Source organism: Mycobacterium sp. NTMscope_Eco_3 (assembly GCF_976985685.1).
Genome location: NZ_CDRJYZ010000001.1, coordinates 2,926,153 through 2,950,887, shown reverse-complemented (window position 1 = coordinate 2,950,887; position 24,735 = coordinate 2,926,153). Strand labels below are relative to the sequence as shown.

General features: G+C 70.5%; 10 protein-coding genes. 6 read left to right on the top strand and 4 right to left on the bottom strand.

What is annotated here, in order from left to right; genetic code table 11:
• The first annotated feature begins 108 nt into the window (after window positions 1–108).
• The 6 genes from AC0KTM_RS13520 to AC0KTM_RS13495 all read left to right on the top strand — a co-directional run bounded on the left by AC0KTM_RS13520 (window position 109) and on the right by AC0KTM_RS13495 (window position 19,734).
• Window positions 109–1,170, top strand: a complete 1,062-nt coding sequence (locus AC0KTM_RS13520; RefSeq protein WP_225327525.1) for a type III polyketide synthase — start codon at window positions 109–111, stop codon at window positions 1,168–1,170.
• A gap of 125 nt (window positions 1,171–1,295) precedes the next feature.
• A complete protein-coding gene (locus AC0KTM_RS13515; protein WP_472415806.1) occupies window positions 1,296–7,688 on the top strand; it encodes an SDR family NAD(P)-dependent oxidoreductase in 6,393 nt (2,130 codons plus the stop codon).
• Window positions 7,689–7,707: 19 nt separating this feature from the next.
• Window positions 7,708–14,082 (top strand): SDR family NAD(P)-dependent oxidoreductase, encoded by a 6,375-nt coding sequence (locus AC0KTM_RS13510; protein ID WP_472415804.1) that lies wholly within the window; start codon window positions 7,708–7,710, stop codon window positions 14,080–14,082.
• A 2-nt stretch (window positions 14,083–14,084) separates the two neighbouring features.
• Window positions 14,085–17,192, top strand: a complete 3,108-nt coding sequence (locus AC0KTM_RS13505; protein WP_472415802.1) for a type I polyketide synthase — start codon at window positions 14,085–14,087, stop codon at window positions 17,190–17,192.
• 160 nt (window positions 17,193–17,352) lie between these two features.
• A complete protein-coding gene (locus AC0KTM_RS13500) occupies window positions 17,353–18,414 on the top strand; it encodes a type III polyketide synthase (RefSeq protein WP_238956117.1) in 1,062 nt (353 codons plus the stop codon).
• A 57-nt stretch (window positions 18,415–18,471) separates the two neighbouring features.
• Window positions 18,472–19,734, top strand: a complete 1,263-nt coding sequence (locus tag AC0KTM_RS13495; RefSeq protein ID WP_238956116.1) for an HNH endonuclease signature motif containing protein — start codon at window positions 18,472–18,474, stop codon at window positions 19,732–19,734.
• A gap of 205 nt (window positions 19,735–19,939) precedes the next feature.
• On the opposite strand, the gene AC0KTM_RS13490 is transcribed toward AC0KTM_RS13495, so the two are convergent.
• The 4 genes from AC0KTM_RS13490 to AC0KTM_RS13475 form a co-directional block, all read right to left on the bottom strand.
• Window positions 19,940–21,766 (bottom strand): ABC-F family ATP-binding cassette domain-containing protein, encoded by a 1,827-nt coding sequence (locus tag AC0KTM_RS13490; protein WP_472415800.1) that lies wholly within the window; start codon window positions 21,764–21,766, stop codon window positions 19,940–19,942.
• Between the two features lie 32 nt (window positions 21,767–21,798).
• A complete protein-coding gene (locus AC0KTM_RS13485; RefSeq protein WP_472415798.1) occupies window positions 21,799–22,485 on the bottom strand; it encodes a PAS and ANTAR domain-containing protein in 687 nt (228 codons plus the stop codon).
• A 91-nt stretch (window positions 22,486–22,576) separates the two neighbouring features.
• Entirely contained in the window at window positions 22,577–23,695 is a 1,119-nt protein-coding gene (locus AC0KTM_RS13480) for an enolase C-terminal domain-like protein (protein WP_472415796.1), read from the bottom strand.
• The gene (locus tag AC0KTM_RS13475) at window positions 23,692–24,708 is read right to left on the bottom strand and encodes an SDR family oxidoreductase (RefSeq protein ID WP_472415794.1); all 1,017 of its coding nucleotides are present in this window, start codon (window positions 24,706–24,708) and stop codon (window positions 23,692–23,694) included. The genes AC0KTM_RS13480 and AC0KTM_RS13475 overlap by 4 nt, the downstream gene beginning before the upstream one ends.
• Window positions 24,709–24,735 lie beyond the last annotated feature (27 nt).

The following is a 24,735-nucleotide window of genomic DNA, read 5'->3' as shown; positions in this document are numbered from 1 at the left end:
GAGATCGGTTTCGCCGCCCGGCGCCGCCATGCCGACTAGACTGCGGGCTCAAAGAGATCCGGATGAACCTTGCGGGCCGGATCCCCGTGACCAAGGGGTGGGAAGGCAATGAGCGTCGTCGCCGGCGTGTTCGGTGCGCTACCGCCGCACCGTTATTCGCAGCGCGACCTCACCGACTTCTTCGTCAGCATTCCCGAGTTCGCGGGCTACGAAGACATCGTCCGGCAGCTGCATGCCAGCGCCAAAGTCGACAGCCGCCACCTGGTGCTGCCGCTCGAGCAATACCCGACGCTGAGCGACTTCGGCATGGCGAACCGGATCTTCACCGAGCATGCCGTGAACCTCGGCTGCGAGGCGCTGTCGGGCGCGCTCGACGAGGCGGGACTGCGGCCGCAGGACGTCGACGTGCTGATCACGACGACCGTCACCGGGCTGGCGGTGCCGTCGGTGGACGCCCGGATCGCCGCGCGGCTCGGCCTGCGCGACGATGTGCGACGGGTGCCGCTGTTCGGGCTCGGCTGCGTGGCCGGTGCGGCCGGGGTGGCCCGCGCGAACGACTACCTGCGTGGTGCGCCCGACGCCGTCGCCGCCCTGGTCTCGGTCGAGCTGTGCTCGCTGACCTATCCCGGATACAAGCCGTCGCTGGCCGGGATGGTCGGCAGCGCCCTGTTCGCCGACGGGGCCGCGGCGGTGGTGGCCGTGGGCGATCGGCGCGCCGAACACCTTGCGGCCGGCGGGCCCAGCGTCCTGGATTCGCGCAGTCACCTGTACCCCGATTCGCTGCGCACCATGGGCTTCGATGTGCGATCGGGCGGGTTCGAGCTCGTGCTGTCGAAGGATGTCGCGGCCGTCGTCGAGCAATACATCGAAGACGACGTCACCCAGTTTCTCCGGTGCCACGGCTTGACCCCGACCGACATCGGCGCGTTCGTCAGCCACCCCGGCGGCCCCAAGGTCATCGAGGCGATCAACGCCGCGCTCAGCCTGCCGCCGGAAGCCCTGGAACTCACCTGGCGTTCGCTCGGCGAGATCGGCAATCTGTCGTCGGCGTCGGTGTTGCATGTGCTGCGCGACACCCTCGCCAAGCCGCCGCCGAGCGGAAGTCCCGGCCTGATGCTCGCGATGGGACCGGGATTCTGTTCCGAACTGGTGTTGCTGCGTTGGCACTGATGGTCGCTCGTGTACTTCCATTCCTGCCCTGAGGCGCCCTTTTGGGGCGGTGGCGAGTTTGTGGCGGTGGGTCGAAAGGGCCCATGGGCGACTGGCGCTGTGAGTGACACGAAAGGCCGCGTTCGATGAACGGCAACACCGAGGAGCTCGTCCGGGCCCTTCGCCAATCGCTGAAGGATAACGAGCGGCTCAAGCGCGAGAACCGCCAATACCTTGCCGCCACCACCGAACCCGTCGCGGTCGTCGGCATGGGATGCCGCTATCCCGGTGGTGTCGATTCGCCAGAGGCGTTGTGGGAGATGGTGGTTGAGGGCCGCGACGTGGTCTCGGAATTCCCGTCGGACCGCGGCTGGGCCTTGGCCGGGCTCTTCGATGCGGATCCGGACGCGGTCGGGAAGTCGTATGCGCGCTGTGGTGGGTTCCTTTCGGAGGTCGGGGATTTCGACGCCGCCTTCTTCGGGATCGCCCCCAGCGAGGCGCTGGCGATGGACCCGCAGCAACGCCTGCTGCTCGAGGTGTCGTGGGAGGCGTTGGAGCGGGCCGGAATTGACCCCGTCACCCTGCGCGGTTCGTCGACCGGCGTGTTCGCCGGGATCTTCCACGGCTCCTACGGGGGGCAGGGCCGGGTGCCGGGACACCTGGAGCGGTACGGCCTGCGCGGCTCGACGCTGAGTGTGGCATCCGGGCGGGTGGCCTACTCGTTGGGGCTGGAGGGCCCGGCGGTCTCGGTCGACACGGCGTGTTCGTCGTCGTTGGTGGCCCTGCATCTGGCGGCGCAGTCGTTGCGTTCCGGCGAGTGCGATCTGGCGCTGGCCGGCGGCGTGACGGTGATGGCCACACCGGCGATGTTCATCGAATTCAGCCGGCAGCGGGCGCTGGCCGCCGACGGCCGGTGCAAGGCCTATGCGGGCGCGGCCGACGGCACCGGGTTTTCCGAAGGCGTCGGCGTGCTCGTGCTGGAGCGGCTGGCCGACGCGCGCCGGCTGGGGCATCCGGTCCTGGCGGTGGTGCGGGGCTCCGCGGTGAACCAGGATGGCGCGTCCAACGGGCTGGCGACGCCCAACGGGCCCTCACAGCAACGGGTGATCCGGGCGGCGCTGGCCAACGCGCGGCTGGGCACCGCGGACGTGGACCTGGTGGAAGGGCACGGCACCGGCACCACGCTGGGGGATCCGATTGAGGCGCAAGCACTTCTGGCGACCTACGGGCAGGACCGGCCGGCGGATCGGCCGCTGTGGCTGGGGTCGATCAAATCCAACATGGGTCACACGTCGGCCGCGGCCGGCGCCGGCGGAGTGATCAAGATGGTGCAGGCGATCCGGCACGGGGTGATGCCCAAGACGCTGCACGTGGATGAGCCGACGCCGCACGTGGATTGGTCGGCCGGGGCGGTGTCGCTGCTGACCGAAGCGCGCCCCTGGTCGACGCCTGACCGGCCGCGCCGCGCGGGCGTCTCGTCGTTCGGCATCAGCGGCACCAATGCGCACGTCATCGTGGAGCAATATGCACCGGAGCCCGAAAGTGCCGCGCCCTCAGGCGATGACGTGGTGGTGCCGTGGGTGCTCTCGGCCAGGTCGGCCGAGGCGCTGTCGAACCAGGCGGCGCGGCTGCTGGCGCACGTCAAGGCCCACCCCGCTCTGCGGGTGGTCGACGTGGGCTGGTCGCTGATTTCGACGCGGTCGCGCTTCGAACACCGCGCGGTGATCGTGGGCGCCACCGGCGCGCAGCTGCTGCGCGGGCTGGCCGAATTGGCGGCCGGTGAACAGGGCGCCGGCGTCGCGGCGGGGCGGGCGCAGTCGCCCGGCAAGACGGTGTTCGTGTTCCCCGGGCAGGGATCGCAATGGGCCGGTATGGGCGCCCAATTGCTGGACAGCTCAACGGTATTCGCCGAGCACCTGCACCGCTGCGCTGACGCGCTCGCCGCACACGTCGACTGGTCGCTCATCGACGTGATCCGCGGCGCGCCGGGCGCGCCCGGACTGGACCGGGTGGACGTGGTGCAGCCGGCCCTGTGGGCGGTCATGGTGTCGCTGGCCGAGTTGTGGCGTTCGGTGGGCGTGACCCCCGATGCCGTGATCGGTCATTCGCAGGGCGAAATCGCGGCGGCCTGTGTGGCGGGGGCGCTGTCGCTCGAAGACGCCGCCCGGGTGGTGGCGCTGCGCAGCAGGCTGCTGGTGGGGTTGTCGGGCCGGGGTGGCATGGTCTCGCTGGCCTGCGGCCTGCCGCGCGCGGAGCAACTGATCGCGGCATGGGGTGAGCGCTTGAATATCGCCACGGTCAACGGTGTTTCGGCGGTGGTGGTGTCCGGCGAGGTGGACGCGCTGACCGAGTTGATGCAGCGGTGCGAAGCCGACAACATTCGCGCCCGCCGCATCGACGTCGACTACGCCTCGCATTCCGCTGCGGTGGACGCGATCCGGGAGCCGCTCGCCGCGGCGCTGAACGGCATCGCGCCGCGGTCGTCCTCGGTCGCGTTCTTCTCCACCGTGACCGGTGAACTCATGGACACCGCGGGACTGGACGCCGACTACTGGTTCCGCAGCATCCGGCAGACGGTGCAATTCGAGCGGGCGATACGCAGCGCGTGCGACGCGGGCTATCAGTCGTTCATCGAGTCCAGCCCGCACCCCGTGCTGATGGCCGCCATCGAAGAGACGATGCCCGACAGCGAACAGGGCTGCGTCATTCCGTCGTTGGGCCGCGATGACGGCGGCCTGGACCGCTTCTGGCTCTCGGCCGGGCAGGCGTTTGTGGCGGGCGTCGCTGTGGACTGGGGTGCCGCGCTTGCCGGCCTGGGCGGCCGGCGCGTCGACCTGCCGACATACGGGTTTGTGCGGCAACACTTTTGGCTTCCCGGCGGGTCGACCGGATCGTATGACGTCGCCACCCTGGGCGTCCACGGCGCCGAACACGGGCTGCTCGGCGCGGTGGTGCCGCGCCCCGACTCCGGCGGTGTGGTGCTGACGGGCCGCTTGTCGACGGCCGCCCACCCGTGGTTGGCCGATCACGCGGTGGGCGAGACGGTGTTGTTCCCGGGTGCGGGATTCGTCGAGCTGGCCATCCGTGCGGGTGACGAGGTCGGCTGCGGCGTGCTCGACGAGTTGACGCTGTCGACGCCTCTGGTGCTGCCCGCCGGCGACGGTGTGCAGGTGCAACTGGTGGTCGACGCGCCCGACGAGTCAGGTCAGCGGCGGCTGTCGGTGTATTCGGATGCCGCGCAGCCGGGTTCGGAGTGGGTGTTGCATGCCGAGGGCCTGTTGCGGCCGGGGGCGGTGACGCCGGCCGCGGACCTCTCGGTGTGGCCGCCCGTCGGCGCCGCCGCGGTCGAGGTCTCCGACGCCTATGCCCGGCTCGCGCAGCGCGGCTACGAATACGGCCGCGCATTCCGGGGGCTGCGGGCGATGTGGCGGCGCGGCGACGAGATCTTCGCCGAGGTCACCGTGCCCGATGACGCCGCCGCGGCCGAAGGCGGCTTCGGCATCCATCCCGTGCTGTTGGACGCCGCGCTGCACGCGATCGGTGTCGCCGGCGAGCAGGACCAGACCGTGCTGCCGTTCTCGTGGCAAGGCGTGTCGTTGCACGCATCGGGCGCCGCGCGGGCGCGCGTTCGCATCGCGCCGGCCGGCGCCGGGGCGGTCTCGGTGGAATTGGCGGACGGCGCGGGACTGCCGGTGCTGTCGGTGGGCTCGCTGGCGATGCTCCCGGTCTCCGCCGAGCAATTGACGGTCGCGGCGGCCCCCGCGCGGCGTCCGCTCGCCGAGGGATTGCTCGACGTGACCTGGTCGCCGATCTCACTGGGCGGCGAGAGCGCCAGCGCGAAGGCCACGCTGTGGGAGGTGGCCGATCATGCCGGCGACGTGGTGAAGTCGGTGCACGCGGCGGCCACCGAAGCCTTGGAGGTGCTGCAATCGTGGTTGCGCGCCGACGGTGCCGGGGTGCTGGCCGTGCAGACCCGCGGGGCGGTCGCGCTTGCCGGGGAAGACGTTTCGGACCTGGCCGGCGCCGCGGTATGGGGCCTGGTGCGCTCGGCCCAGGCCGAGCACCCGGGCCGCATGGTGCTGATCGACTCCGATGGATCGCTGGATGCCCGCGCGGTAATCGGCTGCGGTGAACCGCAAGTGGTGGTCCGCCGGGGCGTCGCCTACGCGGCCCGGCTGCGGCCGGCGCGGGCGGACTCCGCGGTCAGCCTGCCGGCTGGTGGCTGGCGGCTGGACGCCGGTGGCGAGGGCACCCTGGAGGACCTGGTCGTAAGCCATTGCCCGCGAGCCGAATTGACCGCCGGACAGGTGCGGGTGGCGGTGGCCGCGGTCGGCGTCAACTTCCGCGATGTGCTGGTGGCCCTCGGGATGTATCCCGGCGGCGGCCGGTTGGGCGCCGAGGGCGCCGGTGTGGTCGTCGAGGTCGCCCCCGACGTGACCGGCGTGGCGGTCGGTGATCACGTGATGGGGTTGTTGGGGGTCGTCGGCTCCGAGGCGGTGGTGGACCAGCGATTGGTGACGCCGGTGCCGCAGGGGCTGTCGCTGGTCGCGGCGGCCGGCGTGCCGGTGGTGTTCCTCACGGCCCTGTACGGGTTGTCGGTGCTGGCGGGGCTGCGGGCCGGGGAACGGGTATTGGTGCACACCGCCACCGGGGGAGTGGGCATGGCCGCGGTCCAACTGGCGCGGCACTGGGGTGCGGAGGTGTTCGTCACCGCCAGCCGCGGCAAGTGGGATACCTTGCGCGCGACGGGATTCGACGACGAACACATCGGGGATTCGCGCACGCTCGAGTTCGAGGCGAAGTTCCGTGCGGTGGCGGGCGACCGGCCTTTCGATGTGGTGCTCAATTCCCTGGCAGGCGAGTTCACCGACGCGTCGCTGCGGCTATTGGCCGCGGGCGGGCGATTCATCGAGATGGGCAAGACCGACGTCCGCGACCCGCACGTCGTCGCCGACCAGTACCGGGGCGCCCAGTACCGGGCCTTCGACCTGTTGGAGGCCGGCCCCGACCGCACCGCGGCCATGCTGGCCGAGATCGTAGGGCTGTTGACGGCCGGGGTCTTAATACCGTTGCCGCAGAAGACGTTCGACGTTCGATGCGCCTCGGCGGCCTACCGGTACGTCAGCCAGGCCCGCCACATCGGCAAGGTCGCGCTCACCGTTCCGTCGGGACCCGGTGAGGTGCTCAGCGGGTGCGGCGGCGGCCTGGCGGGGGCCACCGTCGTGATCACCGGCGGCACCGGGATGGCCGGCTCGGCGCTGGCCCGCCACCTCGTCGACCGTTACGGGGTGGCCCACGTGGTGCTGGTCAGCCGTGCCGGCGCGGCGGCGGCCGGGGTCGCGGAATTGGTGGACGGGTTGCAGCGGGCCGGCGCCGAGGTGACGGTGGAGGCCTGCGACGCCGCCGATCCTGACGCGGTGGCGGCGATGCTGGCCCGGATACCGGCGCGGTATCCGCTGCGCGGTGTCGTCCACGCCGCCGGGATCCTCGACGACGGATTGATCTCGTCGCTGACCCCGGATCGGGTGGACGCGGTGCTGCGGGCCAAGGTCGACGGGGCCTGGAACCTGCACCAGCTCACCCGGCACCTGGATTTGTCTGCGTTCGTGGTGTTTTCGTCGATGGCCGGGATCGTGGGAACCCCGGGGCAGGCCAACTACGCGGCGGCCAACAGTTTCCTCGACGGGCTGGCCTCATACCGGCGCGCCCACGGCCTTGCGGGCCTGTCGCTGGCCTGGGGCCTGTGGGAGCAGGCCTCGGCGATGACGGCGCACCTCGGTGACCGGGACAAGGCGCGGATGAGCAGGATCGGGCTGGCGCCGCTGTCCACCGGGCAGGCCCTGGCGGCGTTCGACGCCGCGATGCTCGCCGACCGGCCGGTGTTGGTGGCCGCCGGCCTGGACCGGGCCGCCCTGTCGGACAACGTCGCCGCGCTGCCGCCGCTGTTGCGCGAACTCGCCGCCGGCCCGGCGCGGCGCGTCGTCGACGACACGGACATCGCCGCGTCCGGCACCGGTCTCAGCGCGCGCCTACACGGTCTGAGCCCCGAAGCCCGGCAGCGCGAATTGGTCGACCTCGTTCGCGGCAACGCCGCGATGGTGTTGGGGGTGTCGAACCCGGCCGACATCAATGTCGGCCGCGCGTTCCAGGAGCTCGGCTTCGATTCGCTGACCGCCGTCGAACTGCGTAACCGCCTCAAAAACGCCACGGGCCTTACCCTTTCGCCGACCCTGATCTTCGACTACCCGACACCGACCGTGCTGGCCGGACACCTGGACACCCAACTGGCGGGGTCGGACACCGACGTCCAGCCGAACCTGATGGCCCGCGTCAACGACATCACCCGCGAACTGCAGGCGCTGCTGGGCGCGCCCAACTGGAGTGCCGACGAGCGCTCGGCGCTGCGGGCCCGCATCCACACGCTGCTCAGCGCCATTGCGCCGGGCGACCCGCCCGACTCCGAACCCCTCGACGATGACCTCGAAGCCGCCACCGAAAGCCAACTCTTTGCGATCCTCGATGACGAACTCGGCCGCTGACCCCCCGCCGGGAGCGACGATGCCGGGCACCGCGCAGCACGTCGACTACCTGAAACGCCTCACGGCGGATCTCAGGCGGACCCGGCGGCGCGTCGCGGAACTGGAAGGCCGGCTGTCCGAGCCGGTGGCGGTGGTGGGCATGGCCTGCCGCTACGCCGGTGGGGTGGACACGCCGGAAGCCCTGTGGGAGCTGGTCGTCGAGGGCCGGGACACGGTATCGGACTTTCCGCTCGATCGCGGCTGGGACGTCGAGGGCCTCTACGACCCGGATCCGGACGCCAAAGGCAAGATGTACACCCGCCACGGCAGCTTCCTGCAGGACGCAGGTGAATTCGACGCCGGATTCTTCGGCATCGGGCCCAGCGAGGCGCTCGCCATGGATCCGCAGCAAAGGATGATGCTGGAAATCTGCTGGGAGGCGTTGGAGCGCGCGGGAATTGACCCCTTCGCGCTGCGCGGCACGGCGACCGGAGTCTTCGCGGGCGTCATCCACGCCGGATATGGAGGCGAGGTGAAGGGCGAGCTGGAGGGCTACGGCCTCACCGGCTCGACCCTGAGCGTCACCTCGGGCCGGGTGTCGTACGTGTTGGGGCTGGAAGGGCCGGCGGTGTCGGTGGACACCGCGTGCTCGTCCTCGTTGGTCTCCATGCATCTGGCCGCGCAGTCGTTGCGGTCCGGGGAATGCGACCTGGCGCTGGCCGGTGGCGTCACCGTCATGGCGACCCCCGCGGCGTTCGTCGAGTTCAGCCGGCAACGGGCGTTGGCCCCCGATGGTCGCTGCAAGGTGTATGCCGGTGCGGCGGACGGGACTTCGTGGTCGGAAGGCGCGGGCGTGCTGGTGCTGGAGCGGCTGGCCGATGCGCGGCGCCTCGGACATCCGGTCTTGGCGCTGTTGCGGGGCACGGCGGTGAACCAGGACGGCGCGTCCAACGGCCTGACCGCACCCAACGGGCCGTCGCAGCAACGGGTCATCCGGGCTGCGTTGGCCAGCGCCGGGTTGACGGCGGCGGACGTGGACGTCGTGGAGGGGCACGGGACCGGGACGGTGCTCGGCGACCCCATCGAGGCGCAGGCGCTGCTCGCGACGTACGGGCAGGACCGCCCGGCGGACCGGCCGCTGTGGCTGGGATCGATCAAATCCAACATCGGCCACACCTCGGCCGCGGCGGGAGTGGCCGGGGTGATCAAGATGATCCAGGCGATGCGGCACGGGGTGATGCCCCAGACGCTGCACGTGGATGCCCCGTCGCCGCACGTGGATTGGTCGGCCGGCGCGGTGTCGCTGCTGACCGAGCCGCGGCCGTGGCCGGATCACGGCGGGCCGCGGCGGGCGGGCGTCTCCTCCTTCGGGATCAGCGGCACCAACGCGCACGTGATCGTCGAGCAGGCCCCCGCCGACCCCGGACCGGAGCCGGACGGCGAGGCCCCGCGCGACGACTCGAATCCGATTGTGCCGTGGGTGGTTTCGGCCCGGTCGCCCGACGCGCTGACCGGTCAGGCCCAACGCCTGCTGGACCACCTGGGCGCCGACCCGGGTGCGCCCGCGGTGGACGTGGGCTGGTCGTTGGCGACCACCCGGGCGCCGTTCGAGCACCGCGCGGTGCTGATCGGCGCCGATCGGGCGGGCTTGATGGCGGGGCTGACGGGGCTGGCGTCCGGGGCGCCGGTCCCGGGCGCGATCACCGGGCGCACCCGCTCGGTGGGCAAGCGGGTGTTCGTGTTTCCCGGTCAGGGTTCGCAGTGGCTGGGCATGGGTGCCGCCTTGTACGCACGATTTCCGGTGTTCGCCCGGGCCTTTGACGAGGCCGTGGCGGCGGTGGACGGCCATTCCCGGCTGCCGTTGCGCGAGGTGATGTGGGGCGCCGACGCGGAGTTGTTGCAGAGCACCGAATTTGCCCAGCCGGCGCTGTTCGTGCTGGAGATCGCGTTGGCCGCGCTGTGGGAATCTTTCGGCGTCACGCCAGATGTGGTGATCGGCCACTCGGTGGGGGAGATCGCCGCGGCCTGCGTCGCCGGCGCGCTCTCGCTGCCCGATGCGGCACGACTGGTGGCCGCCCGGGGCCGATTGATGGCGCAGCTGCCGCCCGGTGGGGTGATGATGGCCGTGACCGCCACCGAGGCCGACGTGGCGCCCCTGCTGAACGCTGACGTCGGCATCGCGGCGGTCAACGGCCCGCAATCGCTGGTGCTTTCGGGATCGGAGTCGGCGGTGAAGGCCGTCGCGGACCGCCTGGCGGACGGCGGCGCCCGGGTGCGGCAGCTGGCGGTCTCGCACGCGTTCCACTCGCCGCTGATGGAACCCATGATGAGGGACTTCTCCGCGGTGGCGGCCGGCATGTCGGCCCGCGAGCCGCGGATCGCGTTGGTGTCCAACCTGACCGGGCAACTGGCCGGCCCCGACTATGGGTCGGTCGCGTACTGGGTCGACCACGTGCGCCGGCCGGTGCGGTTCGTCGACGGCGTGCAGCTGGCCGAATCGCTGGGCGCCGGCGTGTTTCTGGAGGTCGGCCCCGGCGCGGCGTTGACGGCCGCGGTCGACCAGTCCGTGACGACCGACCGCGCGATGTCGGTGGTGTCGATGGCCAAGGGCCGCCCCGAGGTCGACTCGCTGCTGTCGGCGGCCGGCCAGCTGTTCGCGACCGGTTCGGACGTGGACTGGTCCGCGTCATTCACCGGGCTGAACGCCCGCCGGATCGCGTTGCCGACGTATGCCTTTGTGCGGCGCCGGTTTTGGCTCTCGAGCGATTCGGTGGGGTCGGCGAACATCGCCAGCCTGGGCCTGGCCGAGGCCGAGCACGCGCTGCTGGGTGCGGTGGTGGACCGGCCGGATTCCGGCGGCGTGGTGTTGACCGGGCGGCTGTCGACGGCGGCTCAGCCCTGGCTGGCCGACCACGCGGTGGGCGGCACCGTGCTGTTTGCCGGGGCGGGCTTCGTGGAGCTGGCGTTGCGGGCCGGTGACGAGGTCGGCTGCTCGGTGATCGAGGAGCTGACGCTGTCGGCGCCACTGGTGGTTCCGTCGGTGCCGGCGGGCGGCGTCGTGCAGCTTCAGGTGGTGGTGGACGCCCCCGGCGACACGGGGGCGCGGGCAATCTCCGTGTATTCACGTGTCGCGCAATCGGATTGGACGTTGCATGCCGAAGGCGTGTTGCGCGACGGCGGCGCCGCCCCGGCGACGGATCTGTCGGTGTGGCCGCCGGCCGGTGCGGACGCGGTGGACGTGGCCGGCGCGTACGACGACCTGGCGGCCCGGGGCTACGGGTACGGCCCGGCGTTTCAGGGGCTGCGGGCCGTGTGGCGGCGTGGGACCGAGACTTTCGCCGAGGTCGAACTCCCGCAGCACGCGGGAGTCGCGACCGGTGGCTTCGGCATCCATCCGGTGGTCCTGGACGCGGCGTTGCACGCGCTCGGGGTGGCCGACGAGCGGATCGAGGCGGTGTTGCCGTTCTCCTGGCAGGGCGTGAGCCTGTACGCCGCCGGAGCGTCGCGGGTCCGGGTGCGGCTGGCGCCCGTCGGCATTGGCGCCGTGTCGGTCGATCTGGCCGACGCGTCGGGCCTGCCGGTGCTGTCGGTGCGGGAGCTGGTGACACGCGCAGTGTCGGCCGAGCAGTTGACGGCCGCGGTGGCGGCGCGCTCCGGCAGCGGCGAGCTCCTGGACGTGGTGTGGTCGCCGGTTGCTCTCCCGGGCAATAGCGTTGGCGAGAAGGTCACGGTATGGGAGCCGCCGCCCGGCGCCTCGGTCGCCTCGGTGTGCACGGCCACCCACGAGACGCTGGGCGTCCTGCAATCCTGGCTGTCCGGCGACGACGCCGGGGTCCTGGTGGTGCAGACCCGCGGGGCGGTGACCCTGTCGGCTGACGACGTCTCCGACCTGGCCGGCGCGGCGGTCTGGGGGCTGGTGCGCTCGGCGCAGGCCGAGCACCCGGGCCGCATCGTGCTGGTCGACACCGATGGATCGCTGGACGTCGCGGCGGTGATCGGTTGCGGCGAACCGCAATTGGTGGTGCGCGACGGCGTCGCCCACAGCGCCCGGCTGAAGCCGGCCGGCCAGCGGGCGCTGTTGCGGTTACCCGAGCCGCCGTCGGTGTGGCGGCTGGCCGCCGGCGATGCCGGGACGCTGGAGGATCTGGCGGTGCAGGAGTATCCGCCGGCGAATTTGGAAGCCGGTCAGGTGCGGGTGAAGGTGGCCGCGGCCGGGGTGAATTTCCGGGATGTGCTGGTGGCGCTGGGCATGTATCCCGGTGCCGCGCAGTTGGGGGCCGAGGGCGCCGGTGTCGTGACCGAAGTCTGTTCCGGCGTCACCGATGTGGCCGTGGGTGACGCGGTGATGGGGATATTCGGGCTGGCGGGCTCGGAGGCGGCGGTCGATCGCCGACTGGTGACGCGGGCGCCTCGGGGCTGGTCGATGGCTCAGGCCGCGGGCGTGCCAGTGGTGTTTTTGACCGCGTATTACGGGCTGTCGGTGCTGGCCGGGCTGCGGGCGGGCCAACGGGTGCTGGTGCACGCGGCCACCGGCGGGGTGGGCATGGCCGCGGTGCAGCTGGCCCGGCATTGGGGTGCGGAGGTGTTCGCGACGGCAAGCCGCGGCAAATGGGACACGCTGCGCGCCATGGGCTTCGATGACGCGCACATCGCGGATTCGCGGACGCTGGACTTCGAGCAGAAGTTCCGCGCGGCGGTGGGCGCCGGGGGCTTCGGCGTGGTGCTCAACTCCCTGGCCGGCGAGTTCAACGATGCGTCGTTGCGGCTTTTGGGCCCCGGCGGTCGTTTCATCGAGATGGGCAAGACCGATCTGCGTGACCCGGATGTCGTCGCGCAAGCCCACCCCGGCGTGGGGTACCGCGCCTTCGACCTGATGGAGGCCGGCCCGGATCGCATCGCGGAGATGCTGGCCGAGTTGATGGGGTTGTTCGCCAGCGGGGTCTTGGCGCCGTTGCCCGTCAAGGCTTTTGACGCACGCTGCGCCGCCGACGCCTATCGCTTTGTGAGCCAGGCCCGCCACATCGGCAAGGTGGTGCTCACCATGCCGGACGGACCCGCGGGGCTGGCGGGCGGGACCGCGCTCATCACCGGCGGCACCGGCATGGCGGGTGCGGCGGTGGCCCGCCACCTCGTCGAGCGGCACCGGGTCCCTCACGTGATGCTGGTCAGCCGCAGCGGGGAGCGGGCGGCCGGAATGGCCGAGCTGGCCGGCGAATTGCGCGACGCGGGGGCCTCGGTGTCGGTGGTCGCCTGCGACGTCGGCGACCGGGACGCGGTGACGGCCGTGCTGGCGCAGGTGCCCCCGCAGTACCCGCTGCGGTCGGTATTCCACGCCGCGGGGGTGATCGACGACGCGGTGATCGCGTCACTGACGCCCGCGCGGGTCGATACGGTGTTGCGCGCCAAGGTCGACGGCGCCTGGAACCTCCACGAGCTGACCAAAGAACTGGATTTGTCAGCGTTCGTGGCCTTTTCGTCCATGGCCGGCATCGTGGGTGCGCCGGGTCAGGGCAACTATGCGGCGGCCAACAGCTTCCTCGACGCGCTGGCGGCCCATCGGCGCGCTCGGGGACTGTCGGGGTTGTCGGTGGCGTGGGGGATGTGGGAAGAGCCATCGGCGATGACACACCACCTCGGTGAGGTCGACCGGGCCAGGATGAGCCGGGCCGGCCTGAGCGCGTTGACCACTCGGCAAGCGCTGGAGCTGCTGGACGCCGCGCTGCTCGGCGAGCAGCCCATGGTGGTGGGCACCCGCCTCGACCGGGGCGCGCTGGCTCAGCACAGCGCCACGCTGCCGCCGCTGCTGAGCCAGTTGGCCACCCGCCCGGCCCGCCGGGTCCTGGAGCACACCGACATGGTGTCCCTGACGGGCCTGCGGGCGCGGTTGGACGGCATGAGTCCCGAACAGCGACAAGCAGAATTGGTGGAACTGGTCTGCGGCAACGCGGCCACGGTATTGGGGCACACCGGCGCGGAGGTCAACGCCGACGACGCCTTCGCTGACCTCGGCTTCGATTCGCTGACCGCCGTCGAACTGCGAAACCGGCTCAAAATCGCGACGGGGCTTACCCTTTCGCCCACGCTGATCTTCGATCACCCGACGCCGGCCGCCCTGGCCGAGCACCTCGGAACGGAGCTGGCCACCAACTCCGTAGCCGGCCCGGTCATCCCGCCCGATCGCATGGCCCGGTTCAACGACATTGCGCGGGAGCTGCACACCCTGCTCAGCCAGCCCGGGCTGAGCGCGGGCGACCGAGCGCAGCTCGTCACAAGGCTCGAAGGTCTGCTGGCGACAGCGACCGCTCCAGCGCCGGCGGCGCTGCCGGACCACCCCGAGGACCCGTTCGACGACGATCTCGCCACCGCCACCGAGAGCCAACTCTTTGCGATCCTCGACGACGAAGTCGGCCCCTGACCTTGCCCTCGACAGATGTAGCGATCATCGGGCTGGCGTGCAAGTTCCCCGGAGCGGCCGGCCCCGACTCCTTGTGGCGGCTCATCCGCGACGGTCGGGAAAACACCCAGTTCGCCGGGGAGGCAGAGCAATTCGATGCCGACTTCTTCCACCTGTCGCCGCGCGAGGCCTGCGCGATGGACCCGAGGCAACGTTTGGCCCTCGAATTGACCTGGGAGCTGTTCGAGAACGCGTTCATCGTGCCAGGCACGCTGCGGACAGAGCAGGTCTCGGTGTACCTCGGGGCGATGACGGATGACTACGCCGCCCTGACGCTGCGCGACCTCGCCGACAACCTCGACCACCACACGTTCGCCGGCATCAGCCGGGCGATGATCGCCAACAGGATCTCCTATGCCTTCGGGCTGCGGGGACCCAGCATGACCGTCGACTCCGGCCAGTCCTCGTCCCTGGTCGCGGTGCACCTCGGCTGCGAAAGCGTGCGCACCGGGCAATCGTCGCTGGCCATCGCGGGCGGCATCCACCTCAACCTTGCCGACGAAATCGCCATGCTGGAACGGGAATTCGGTGCCGTGTCGGTGTCGGGCCACACCTACGCCTTCGATCGCCGCGCCGACGGGTACGTGCGGGGCGAAGGCGCGGGACTGGTGCTGCTGAAGCCGTTGCCGGCGGCCCTTCACGACGGCGACCGCATCCACGCCGTCATTCGCGGCAGCGCCGTCGCCAACGCCGGACACAGCTCGGCCGGCCAGACAGTGCCGTCGGCGCGCGGCGAGGCCGAGGTGATCCGCCGCGCTCTCGCCGACGCCGGCCTCGAGGCGGCAGACATCGACTACGTCGAAGCCCACGGCACGGGAACCAGGGTCGGTGACGCGATCGAAGCGCAGGCGCTCGGTGAGGTTTTCGGCGAGCGCGCACACGATCCGGTGCTTGTGGGATCGGTGAAGACCAACATCGGCCACGCCGGTGGCGCCGCGGGGGTGGCGGGCCTGCTCAAGGCCGTCCTGGCGATTGGCCATTCGACCATTCCGGCGAGTCTCAACCACGCCGGCGCAGATCCCGAGACGGACCTGAATCGCTTTGGGCTGCACGTCAATACCGCGCCGGTGCCGTGGCCGTCGAGCGACCACCCGCGGCGGGCCGGGGTGTCGTCTTTCGGGATGGGCGGCACCAACGCGCACCTCATCGTGGAACAACCCCCCGCCCAACCGGATACGCCGCGCCCGGGCTCAGACCACGCGGTGCCGTGGGTGCTGTCGGCCCTCTCCGAACGCGCCCTGACCAATCAGGCGCAGCGGTTGTCGGCCTACGTGACCGAGCGAGCCGACCTCACCGCCCTCGACGTGGCCTGGTCGTTGGTCAGCACCCGGACGTCCTTCGAGCACCGCGCGGTCGTGGTCGGTGGCGATCGTGACGGGCTGACAACGGGATTGGCGGCGCTGGCGGCGGGGGAGCCACATCAGGTTGTGTCGGTGGGTAGGGCCACGTCGCCGGGCAAGACCGTGTTCGTCTTTCCGGGCCAGGGTTCGCAGTGGGTCGGGATGGGACGCCAACTCTACGACCGCTTCGAGGTGTTCGCCCGCGCTTTCGACGAGGCCGCCGCGGCGGTCGACGGGCACGTGCGGCTGCCGCTGCGCGAGGTGATGTGGGGCGCGGGTCCGGAGTTGTTGCAGAGCACGGAGTTTGCCCAGCCGGCGTTGTTCGTGCTGGGGATCGCGCTGGCGGGGCTGTGGCAATCCTTCGGTGTCACACCGGATGTGGTGATGGGACATTCGGTGGGGGAGATCGCCGCGGCGTGTGTGGCCGGCGTGCTGTCGCTGCCGGACGCGGCGCGGCTGGTGGCGGCCCGCGGCCGGTTGATGGCGCGGCTGCCGGCCGGCGGGGTGATGGTGGCCGTCGGCGCCGGCGAGGCCGAGGTGACCGCCTTGATGGACGGCGAGGTGAGCATCGCGGCGGTCAACGGGCCGCATTCGGTGGTGCTTTCCGGTGAGCAGACACCGGTTGCGGCGCTGGCGGAGCGGCTGGCGCAATCGGGTCGGCGCGTGCACCGATTGGCGGTCTCCCACGCGTTTCATTCGCCACTGATGGAGCCCATGCTCGACGAGTTTTCCGCCGTGGCGGCCGGTATCGAACCGCGACGCCCGCGAATCGGGTTGGTGTCGAACCTGACCGGGCTGCTGGCCGACGCCGAATATGGGTCGGCGCAGTACTGGACGGAGCATGTGCGACAGCCGGTGCGCTTCTTCGAGGGGGTGCGCGCCGCCGAGGCGGCCGGTGCCGCGACTTTTGTGGAGCTGGGTCCGGGCGCGGCGTTGACGGCCGCGGTCGACCAGTCGCTGAGCACCGAACGGGCGGCGGCGCTGGCGACCATGCCCAAGGACCGCCCCGAGACCGAATCAATCCTGGGCGCGGCCGGACAATTGTTCACCCGCGGCATCGGCGTCGACTGGGCGGGCGTCTTCGCCGGCCTGAACGCCCGGCGAGTCGAGCTGCCGACGTATGGCTTTGCGCGAGAAAGGTTTTGGCTGGGGGCCGGGCCAGGGCCGGCAGGCGAGGCGGGGGCGACGCCGGCCGCCGCCGTCACACGCTCACCCGACTTGGCCCAGCAGCTGCATGCACTGCCGCGCGACGAACAGCAGCGCGTGCTGGTCGAATTGGTGTGCGAGCACGCGGCGGCCGTGCTGGGACATCCGGGTGGGCACGCCATCGACCACGACCGCGCGTTCGGCGACCTCGGATTCGACTCGCTGATCGGGGTCGAACTGCGCAACCGCCTCACCACGCATACCGGCACGGCGTTGTCACGAACGCTGATCTTCGATTACCCGACCCCGGCCGCGCTGGCCGATCATCTCCGCCGGCAACTGCTCCATGATGATCGCGAGGAATCGGACGACGAAAAACTATGGTCCGCGCTGAAGAAGATTCCGGTGCGTGAGCTTCGCAGAACGGGATTGCTCGACAAACTCCTATTACTCGCCGGCATGTCGCAAACACCCGTCGGCGACGCAAATGACCCACGTGGTGGTGGCGACGACATCGACTCTTTGAGCCCGGACGATTTAATCGCCATGGCGCTCAATTCGGCGGATGACGAAGATATCGAATGACGAATTCCCCGCTGCCGGACATGATTACGCGCACACGACGCGGATTTAATGACACATGTGTTGAATACCCGAAACTTTTGCGAGACCCCAATCGACCGCATAAACTTCCGGCATTAAGCGGAATCGTATTCCAGCTGGTTGGCAATCAAGAGAGTAGAGCATGAGCGTCATCGCGGGTGTGTTCGGCGCTTTGCCGCCGCACCGCTACAGCCAAGGCGAAATCACCGACCAGATCGTCGAGTTCCCCGCGCTGAAGGAACACGAGGAGGTCGTGCGGCGCCTGCACGCCGCCGCCAAGGTCAACAGCCGCCACTTCGTGCTGCCGCTCGAGCGGTACCACGCGCTGACCGACTTCGGTGAGGCCAACGAGATCTTCATCGACAAGGCCGTGGACCTGGGCTGCGACGCGCTGCTGGGCGCCCTCGACGAGGCCGGGCTGACCCCGCACGACATCGACACGATCGTCACCACGACCGTCACCGGCGTCGCGGTGCCGTCGCTCGACGCCCGGATCGTCGGGCGCCTCGGCCTGCGCCCGGACGTGCGCCGGGTGCCGCTGTTCGGGCTGGGCTGCGCCGGTGGGGCGGCGGGGGTCGGCAGGCTGCACGATTACCTGCGCGGCGCGCCCGACGGCGTCGCCGCCCTGGTGTCGGTCGAGCTGTGCTCGCTGACCTTCCCCGCGGTCAGGCCGACCGTGTCGGGGCTGGTCGGGACGGCGATGTTCGGCGATGGCGCCGCCGCGGTGGTCGCCGTCGGTGACCGTCGCGCCGAGCAGCTGAGTTCGGCCGGGCCCGACATCCTCGATTCGCGCAGCCGGCTGTACCCCGAATCGCTGCACATCATGGGCTGGAACGTCGGCTCGGCGGGGATCCAGCTGGTGATGTCTCCCGAACTGCCCACCGTCATCGACCGCTACCTGGCCGACGACGTGGGCCGGTTCCTTGCCGCGCATCAGCTGACCAAGGACGACATCGCCGCGTGGGTGACGCACCCCGGCGGCCCCAAAGTCATCACCACCATCGCCAAGTGCCTCCAGCTGCCGCCCGAAGCGCACGAGCTGACCTGGCGCTCGCTCGGCGAAATCGCCAACCTGTCGTCGGCGTCGGTGCTGCATATCCTGCGGGACACCATCGCCAAGCCACCGCCCGGCGGAAGCCCCGGGGTGATGATCGCGACGGGCCCGGGCTTCGGGTCCGAACTGGTGCTGCTGCGCTGGCACTGAGCGCGTTACTTCCGTGGATGGCCCGGTTTTGTCGGTGGTGGCTGCGATGATGACGTCATGTTGTCGACCGCATGCGCTGACGCCGTGGTGGTCACTGCGAGTGACCGTCTTGAGGTGTTGTTCGAGGAGTTGGCGGAGTTGAGCGGTCAGCGCAATGCGATTGATGGGCGCATTGTTGAGATCGTGGCCGAGATTGATCGTGACCAATTGTGTGGGGTGACCGGGGCGCGCTCGGTGCCGGCGTTGGTGGCCTGGAAGCTGGGTTGTTCGTCGGCAAACGCGCACACGCTGAGCGCCATTGCGAGTCGGCTGCAGGAGTTTCCGCGCTGTGTTCAGGGTCTGCGGGAGGGTCGGTTGTCGGCCGATCAGGTCGGGGTGATTGCGACGCGCGGCGGGCAGGGATCTGATGAGCATTACGCGCAGCTGGCCGCGGTCGCCACGGTCAATCAGTTGCGTACCGCGGTCAAGCTGGAACCGCGACCCGAACCTGAACCTCGGTCCGAGTCAGAGTCAGAGTCCGAGTCCGAGTCCGAGTCCGAACCACGGCCCGCCCCCGAGCGCGAGCGTTCGATCACCTCAACTAGCACGGAGTGGGGCGCCTGTTATCGGATCACCCTTGGCCACTTGGATGCCGCGAAGTTCGACGCCGCGTTGGCCTCGCATCGTGAGGCGCTGATCGCCGAGTGGAAACACGACCACGGCGAGGAGGCGGGCGGTTCGGATCAGCGGCCCCCGTTGCCGAGTACGGTCGAGGCGTTGATGCGTCTGGTCGAGGCCGGGTGGGACGCCGAGGCCACCCGCCGGCCCCACGGGCAGCACACCACCGTGGTGGCCCACCTCGACGTCGAGCGGCGCGTGGCGGCCCTGCATTTGGGTCCGTTGCTCTCCGATGCCGAACGGCGCTTCCTGACCTGTGATGCCACCTGTGAGGTGTGGTTCGAGCGTGACGGGCGGGTTATTGGTGCCGGGCGGGCGACGCGGGTGATCAACCGGCGGCTTCGCCGCGCGCTGGAATACCGCGACCGCACGTGCGCGGTGCCTGGCTGTGGGGCCACCCGGGGCTTGCACGCCCATCACCTGTGGCACTGGGAAGACGGTGGCCCCACGGAGTTGGCCAACCTGGTGCTGGTCTGCCCGTATCACCACCGGTTGCATCATCGGGGTGTCATCACCATCACCGGACCCGCGGCCGCCCTGACCGTGACCGACGACACCGGCCGAATCCTGAGCCCGGGATCGTTGGCGCGAGCACCCACCGGGCCCCCGCCCGCGGTGGCGCCGTGTCCGGGACCGACCGGCGAGCGCGCCGACTGGTGGTGATATGACCCCTTCCAACCCCAACCACCACCGACCAACAACTAACCCGGTTCGTGGTACCGGTCGCCACCGGCCAATGCGCCGAAAGCTCAAACACGTTGGCGTATCAAGGGATTCGTTAACATTATCCGTCTCGGCCAATCCGCACCGCCATGGCCGGTGTTCGTTGCGCCTTGACCCGTCCCCCGAAAACTGTTGCCGCTCACGGCTATTCGAGCAATTCGGAGAGCTCCAGCCAGCGGCCCTCGGTCGCGGCGACCTCGTCTTCGAGCGCGCGCAGCTCCTGGGTGAGCCGGGTGATGCCGACGTGGTCGGACTGGTCGTGGGCGGCGAGTTCGTCGTGTTTGTCCTTGATCCGGTCCGCCAGCCGCGCCAGCTGGCGATCGGCGGCCGCCATCTCCTTCTCGGCGGCGCGGCGCTGGGCACCGGACATCGACGGCCGCGACGCCTGCGACGGCTGCGACGCCACCGACCCCTGCGACGCCACCGACGGCCGCGACGGCCGCGGCTCTTCGATGGCCGCCCCGTCCGCCCGCCGCTCGGCCAGCCGCAGGTATTCGTCGATGCCGCCGGGCAGGTGCCGCAACCGGCCGTCGAGCACCGCGTACTGCTGATCGGTGACCCGCTCCAGCAGGTAGCGGTCGTGCGAGACGACGATCAGCGTGCCCGCCCAGGAGTCGAGCAGATCCTCCATGGCGGCCAGCGTGTCGGTGTCCACGTCGTTGGTCGGCTCGTCGAGCAGCAAGACGTTGGGCTCGGACAGCAGCGTGAGCATCAGCTGCAGCCGCCGCCGCTCGCCGCCGGAGAGGTCCGCCACGCGGGCGGACAGGTGGCTGCGCCCGAAGCCGAGCCGCTCCAACAGCTGGGCCGGGGTGACCTCACGGCCGTCGACCTGGTAGCCGCCGGGCAGCCGGCCCAGCACGTCGGCGATCCGGTCGCCGTCGACCGCGGCCAGCGCGTCGCCCTGCTGGTCGAGCACCGCCAGCCGCACCGTCTTGCCGCGTTTGACGCGTCCCGTGTCGGGCGTGATGGTGCCGTCGATCAGTCCCAGCAGGGTCGATTTCCCGGCGCCGTTGGCCCCGACGATGCCGGTGCGCTCGCCCGGGGCGATCCGCCACTCGATGTCGCGCAGCACCGGGCGGCCGCCAAACGCGACCGACACGTCGAGCAGATCGATCACGTCCTTGCCGAGCCGCGCGGTGGCCAGCTTGGCCAACTCGACGTTGTTGCGCAGCGGGGGCACGTCGGCGATCAGCTGGTTGGCGGCCTCGATCCGGAACTTGGGCTTCGAGGTCCGCGCCGGGGCGCCGCGACGCAGCCACGCCAGTTCCTTGCGCATCAGGTTCTGCCGCTTGGCTTCGGCGACGGCGGCCATTCGGTCCCGCTCGACGCGTTGCAGCACATAGGCCGCGTACCCGCCGTCGAACGGCTCGACGATCCCGTCGTGCACCTCCCACGTCGTGGTGGCGACCTCGTCGAGGAACCAACGGTCGTGGGTGACCAGCAGCAGCCCGCCGGTGTTGCGCGCCCAGCGCCCCCTCAGGTGGGCGGCCAGCCAGGTGATTCCCTCGATGTCCAGGTGGTTGGTGGGCTCGTCGAGCGCGATGACGTCCCATTCGCCCACCAGCAACCTGGCCAGCTGCACCCGCCGGCGCTGGCCGCCGGACAGCGTGGAAACCGTTGCGTCCCAGGAGATGTCGGAGACCAGGCCGGCGACCACGTCGCGGACCCGCGGGTTACCGGCCCACTGGTGTTCGGCGGCGTCGCCGACCAGGGTCCAGCCCACCGTGTGGTCCGGGTCCAGGGTGTCGGCTTGGCTCAGCGCGCCGACCCGCAGCCCGCTGCGCCGGGTGACCCGGCCGGAGTCGGGCTGTTGTTGGCCGGTGAGCAGGCGCAGCAGGGTGGACTTGCCGTCGCCGTTGCGCCCGACGATGCCGATCCGCGCGCCGTCGTTGACCCCGAGCGTGATCGACCCGAACACCACCTGGGTCGGGTATTCGAGGTGTACGGCCTCGGCTCCGAGTAGGTGCGCCACTGGCCCGACCCTACTGGCCTACTGGCGCGTCCCTACTCCAGCGTCAGCAGCGCCTGGTCCACCTGGCTTTGCGTTTCCGGTGACGCCTTGCTGGCCACGGCGTCCAGGAAGCGGGCGGCGACGTCGCGCACCTTGAGGTTGGACTCCTGGGAGCGCCACACCAGGATGTCGAACGCACGCTCGGCGGAAATGCCGTAGGCGATCATCAGCACGCCCTTGGCCTGCTCGATGCGGGCCCGGGCGTCGGCGACCGCCGAGAGCACATTGGTGATGTCGGTGTGCAGCGAGTCGGTGACGTCGACGTAGAAGCCGGACGTGCCGGCCGGCGCTCCGGTGTCGTCGACCATCCGATCGCCGGCGACGACGACGCAGTGGGTGCGCCCGGCGGTGTCGATGATGCGGTGCCGGCTGCTGAACGGCTTTCCCTTCATCACCCGCTCCAGCACGGCCGCCACCCGTTCGCGGTCCTCGGGATGCTTGTGTTGCAGCAACAGTTCCGTGGTGGGCTGCACCTCTCCCGGTTTGTAGCCGTGCATGCGCGCCACCGCGTCCGACCATTCCCAGCGATGGCCGTCCAGATAGAAACGGAACCGGCCGACGCGCTGAGGATCGCCGAGACCCAGCACGGAGTCGATCGCGCTGAGGTCGCTTTCCTCGACGACGTCACGCATGAGCGCCTCCTGGCGCTCCACGGTTTGGTCGTCGGAGTTCACTGTCATCGCGCCCAGCTCCAATCGCTTTTGTGAAAACCCTGGCGTATCGATTCCCGTTTTCGGCCGCATCCATGCCTGCTTGTGGCGGCCGCGCGGCTCAGGCCACCCGATACTGCTCGGCGTCGCTGCGCTTGAACTCCAGGCCGAACCCCGGCCGGTGCTGATCCGGCCGCAAGGCGCCGCCCTCGGGCGCCAGCGCGCCGTCGAAGAGCATGTGTTCGATGCGGTGGTGATCGTGGAAGTACTCCAGGTGACGCAGATTCGGGATGGCGGTGGCGACGTGGGCGTGCAGGTTGGGGGCGCAGTGCCCGGAGACGTCCACGTTGCGCGCGGCGGCCACGGCGGCGGCGCGCAGCCAGTCGGTGATGCCCCCGCAGCGGGTGACGTCGATCTGCAGGCAGTCGACCGCATCGGCGGCCAGCATTCGATGGAAATAGGCCAGGTCGTAGCCGTATTCGCCGGCGGTGACGTCCGGGGTCACCTGGTCGCGGACCTCCCGTAGCCCGGCCAGGTCGTCGGAGGAGACGGGCTCCTCGAACCAGGTGACGTCGTGATCGGCCATGGCGTGGGCCACCCGAATCGCCTGCTTGCGTTGGTAGGCACCGTTGGCGTCGACGTACAGTTCGGTGTCGGGGCCGATCACCTTGCGCGCCAACGCGATTCGAGCAAGGTCGCGACGCTCGTCGGAACCCCATGATTCGCCGATCTTGATTTTGACGCGCGGGATCTGCCACTCGTCGACCCAGCGTTCGAGCTGGGCGCGGGTGGTGCGTTCGTCGTACGTGGTGAAGCCGCCACTGCCATATACCGGCACCTTGGGATGCGCCATGCCGAGCAGTCGGCAGACCGGCAGCCCCAGCAGCTTGCCCTTGAGGTCCCACAGTGCGGTGTCGATCGCCGAGATCGCGCACGACACCAGCCCCGGCCGCCCGTTGTTGCGCATCGCCTTGACCATCGACTCCCAGAGGGCGGGGATGTCCACGGCGTTGTGCCCGGTGAGCGTGCCGGCCAGCGGCCCGGTGATGAGCTTGCCGCAGGCGCCGTCGCCATAGGTGTAGCCGATCCCGCGCAGGCCCCCGGCCGACACCTCGGCCAGCACCAGCGTGGTCGACGACCAGGCCAGGGTCCCGTCGGCTTCCGGTGCGTCGGTGGGGATTTCGTAGACCTGCGCAGTGACGTCGTCGATGGCCGTGTCGATCCGCGCGGCGGTCGTCATCGCACCCACCGGCGACCCGCGCGCGCCGCGAGCCACGCGCCCACCCCGGCGGCGCCCAGCGCGCCGGTGCCGCTGACGACCGGGTGCTGCGACGCCCACAACTGGGGGCTGTGGGCGTGCGACTCGTCGTCGAACTCGCCGCGGGGGCCATGATCGCTGCCGGGTTGCCGGTCGAGCGGCTCCCACAGGTTGTGGGGCCGGCCGGCGCTGACATGCTCCTCGGTCTGCTGCGAGTCGTACCCGGTGCGGCCGAGATAGCGGTCCAGCAGCGGCGCGACGAACTTCTGCGCCAGCAGCGTCACCATGGTGGAGTCGCCGACCCAATACTGTTTGCGCCCCGGGTGATCCGCGGCGTACAGCACGCCGCGGGCGGCGACCTCGGGCTGATAGATCGGCGGCACGGGTTGGGGATGGCGGGGGAGCCGGGACAGCACCCAGGAGAATTGCGGGGTGTTGACCGCGGGCATCTGGACCACCGTGATCCGCACCTTCGAGCCCTCGTGGAACAGTTCGCAGCGAACCGACTCGGTGAACCCGTTGATGGCGTGTTTGGCGCCGCAGTAGGCCGACTGCAGCGGGATGGATCGCTGCCCGAGCGCGGAACCGACCTGCACGATGGTGCCGCGGTCGCGGGGCCGCATCTTGGCCAGCGCCGCCATGGTGCCGTACACGTAGCCGAGGTAGGACACCTCGGTCACCCGTTTGAACTCCTCGGCGCTGATTTCGGTGAACGGCGCGAACACCGAGGTGAACGCGACGTTGACCCAGACGTCGATCGGACCGAACGCGGCTTCGGCCTCGTCGGCGGCGGCGACGACGGCCGCGTGGTCGGCCACGTCGGTCGGGATGGCCAACGCCTTGCCGCCGCCGGCCTCCACGTCGCGGGCCGCGCCCTCGAGCCCGGCGGCGCCGCGGGCGAGCAGGGCGACGTTCGCGCCGCGCTGCCCGAACTCCTTCGCGGTGGCGCGGCCGATGCCGGCGCTGGCTCCGGTGATCACCACTGTCTGAGTCATTGCGCAAATCCCTTTCGCTCGGTGTCG

What these genes read in the sequence shown, in the direction of transcription:
- AC0KTM_RS13520 (WP_225327525.1), top strand. Translation starts at nt 109, where the DNA reads ATGAGCGTCGTCGCCGGCGTGTTCGGTGCGCTACCGCCGCACCGTTAT.
- AC0KTM_RS13515 (WP_472415806.1), top strand. Translation starts at nt 1,296, where the DNA reads ATGAACGGCAACACCGAGGAGCTCGTCCGGGCCCTTCGCCAATCGCTG.
- AC0KTM_RS13510 (WP_472415804.1), top strand. Translation starts at nt 7,708, where the DNA reads ATGCCGGGCACCGCGCAGCACGTCGACTACCTGAAACGCCTCACGGCG.
- AC0KTM_RS13500 (WP_238956117.1), top strand. Translation starts at nt 17,353, where the DNA reads ATGAGCGTCATCGCGGGTGTGTTCGGCGCTTTGCCGCCGCACCGCTAC.
- AC0KTM_RS13495 (WP_238956116.1), top strand. Translation starts at nt 18,472, where the DNA reads ATGTTGTCGACCGCATGCGCTGACGCCGTGGTGGTCACTGCGAGTGAC.
- AC0KTM_RS13485 (WP_472415798.1), bottom strand. Translation starts at nt 22,485, where the DNA reads ATGACAGTGAACTCCGACGACCAAACCGTGGAGCGCCAGGAGGCGCTC.
- AC0KTM_RS13480 (WP_472415796.1), bottom strand. Translation starts at nt 23,695, where the DNA reads ATGACGACCGCCGCGCGGATCGACACGGCCATCGACGACGTCACTGCG.
- AC0KTM_RS13475 (WP_472415794.1), bottom strand. Translation starts at nt 24,708, where the DNA reads ATGACTCAGACAGTGGTGATCACCGGAGCCAGCGCCGGCATCGGCCGC.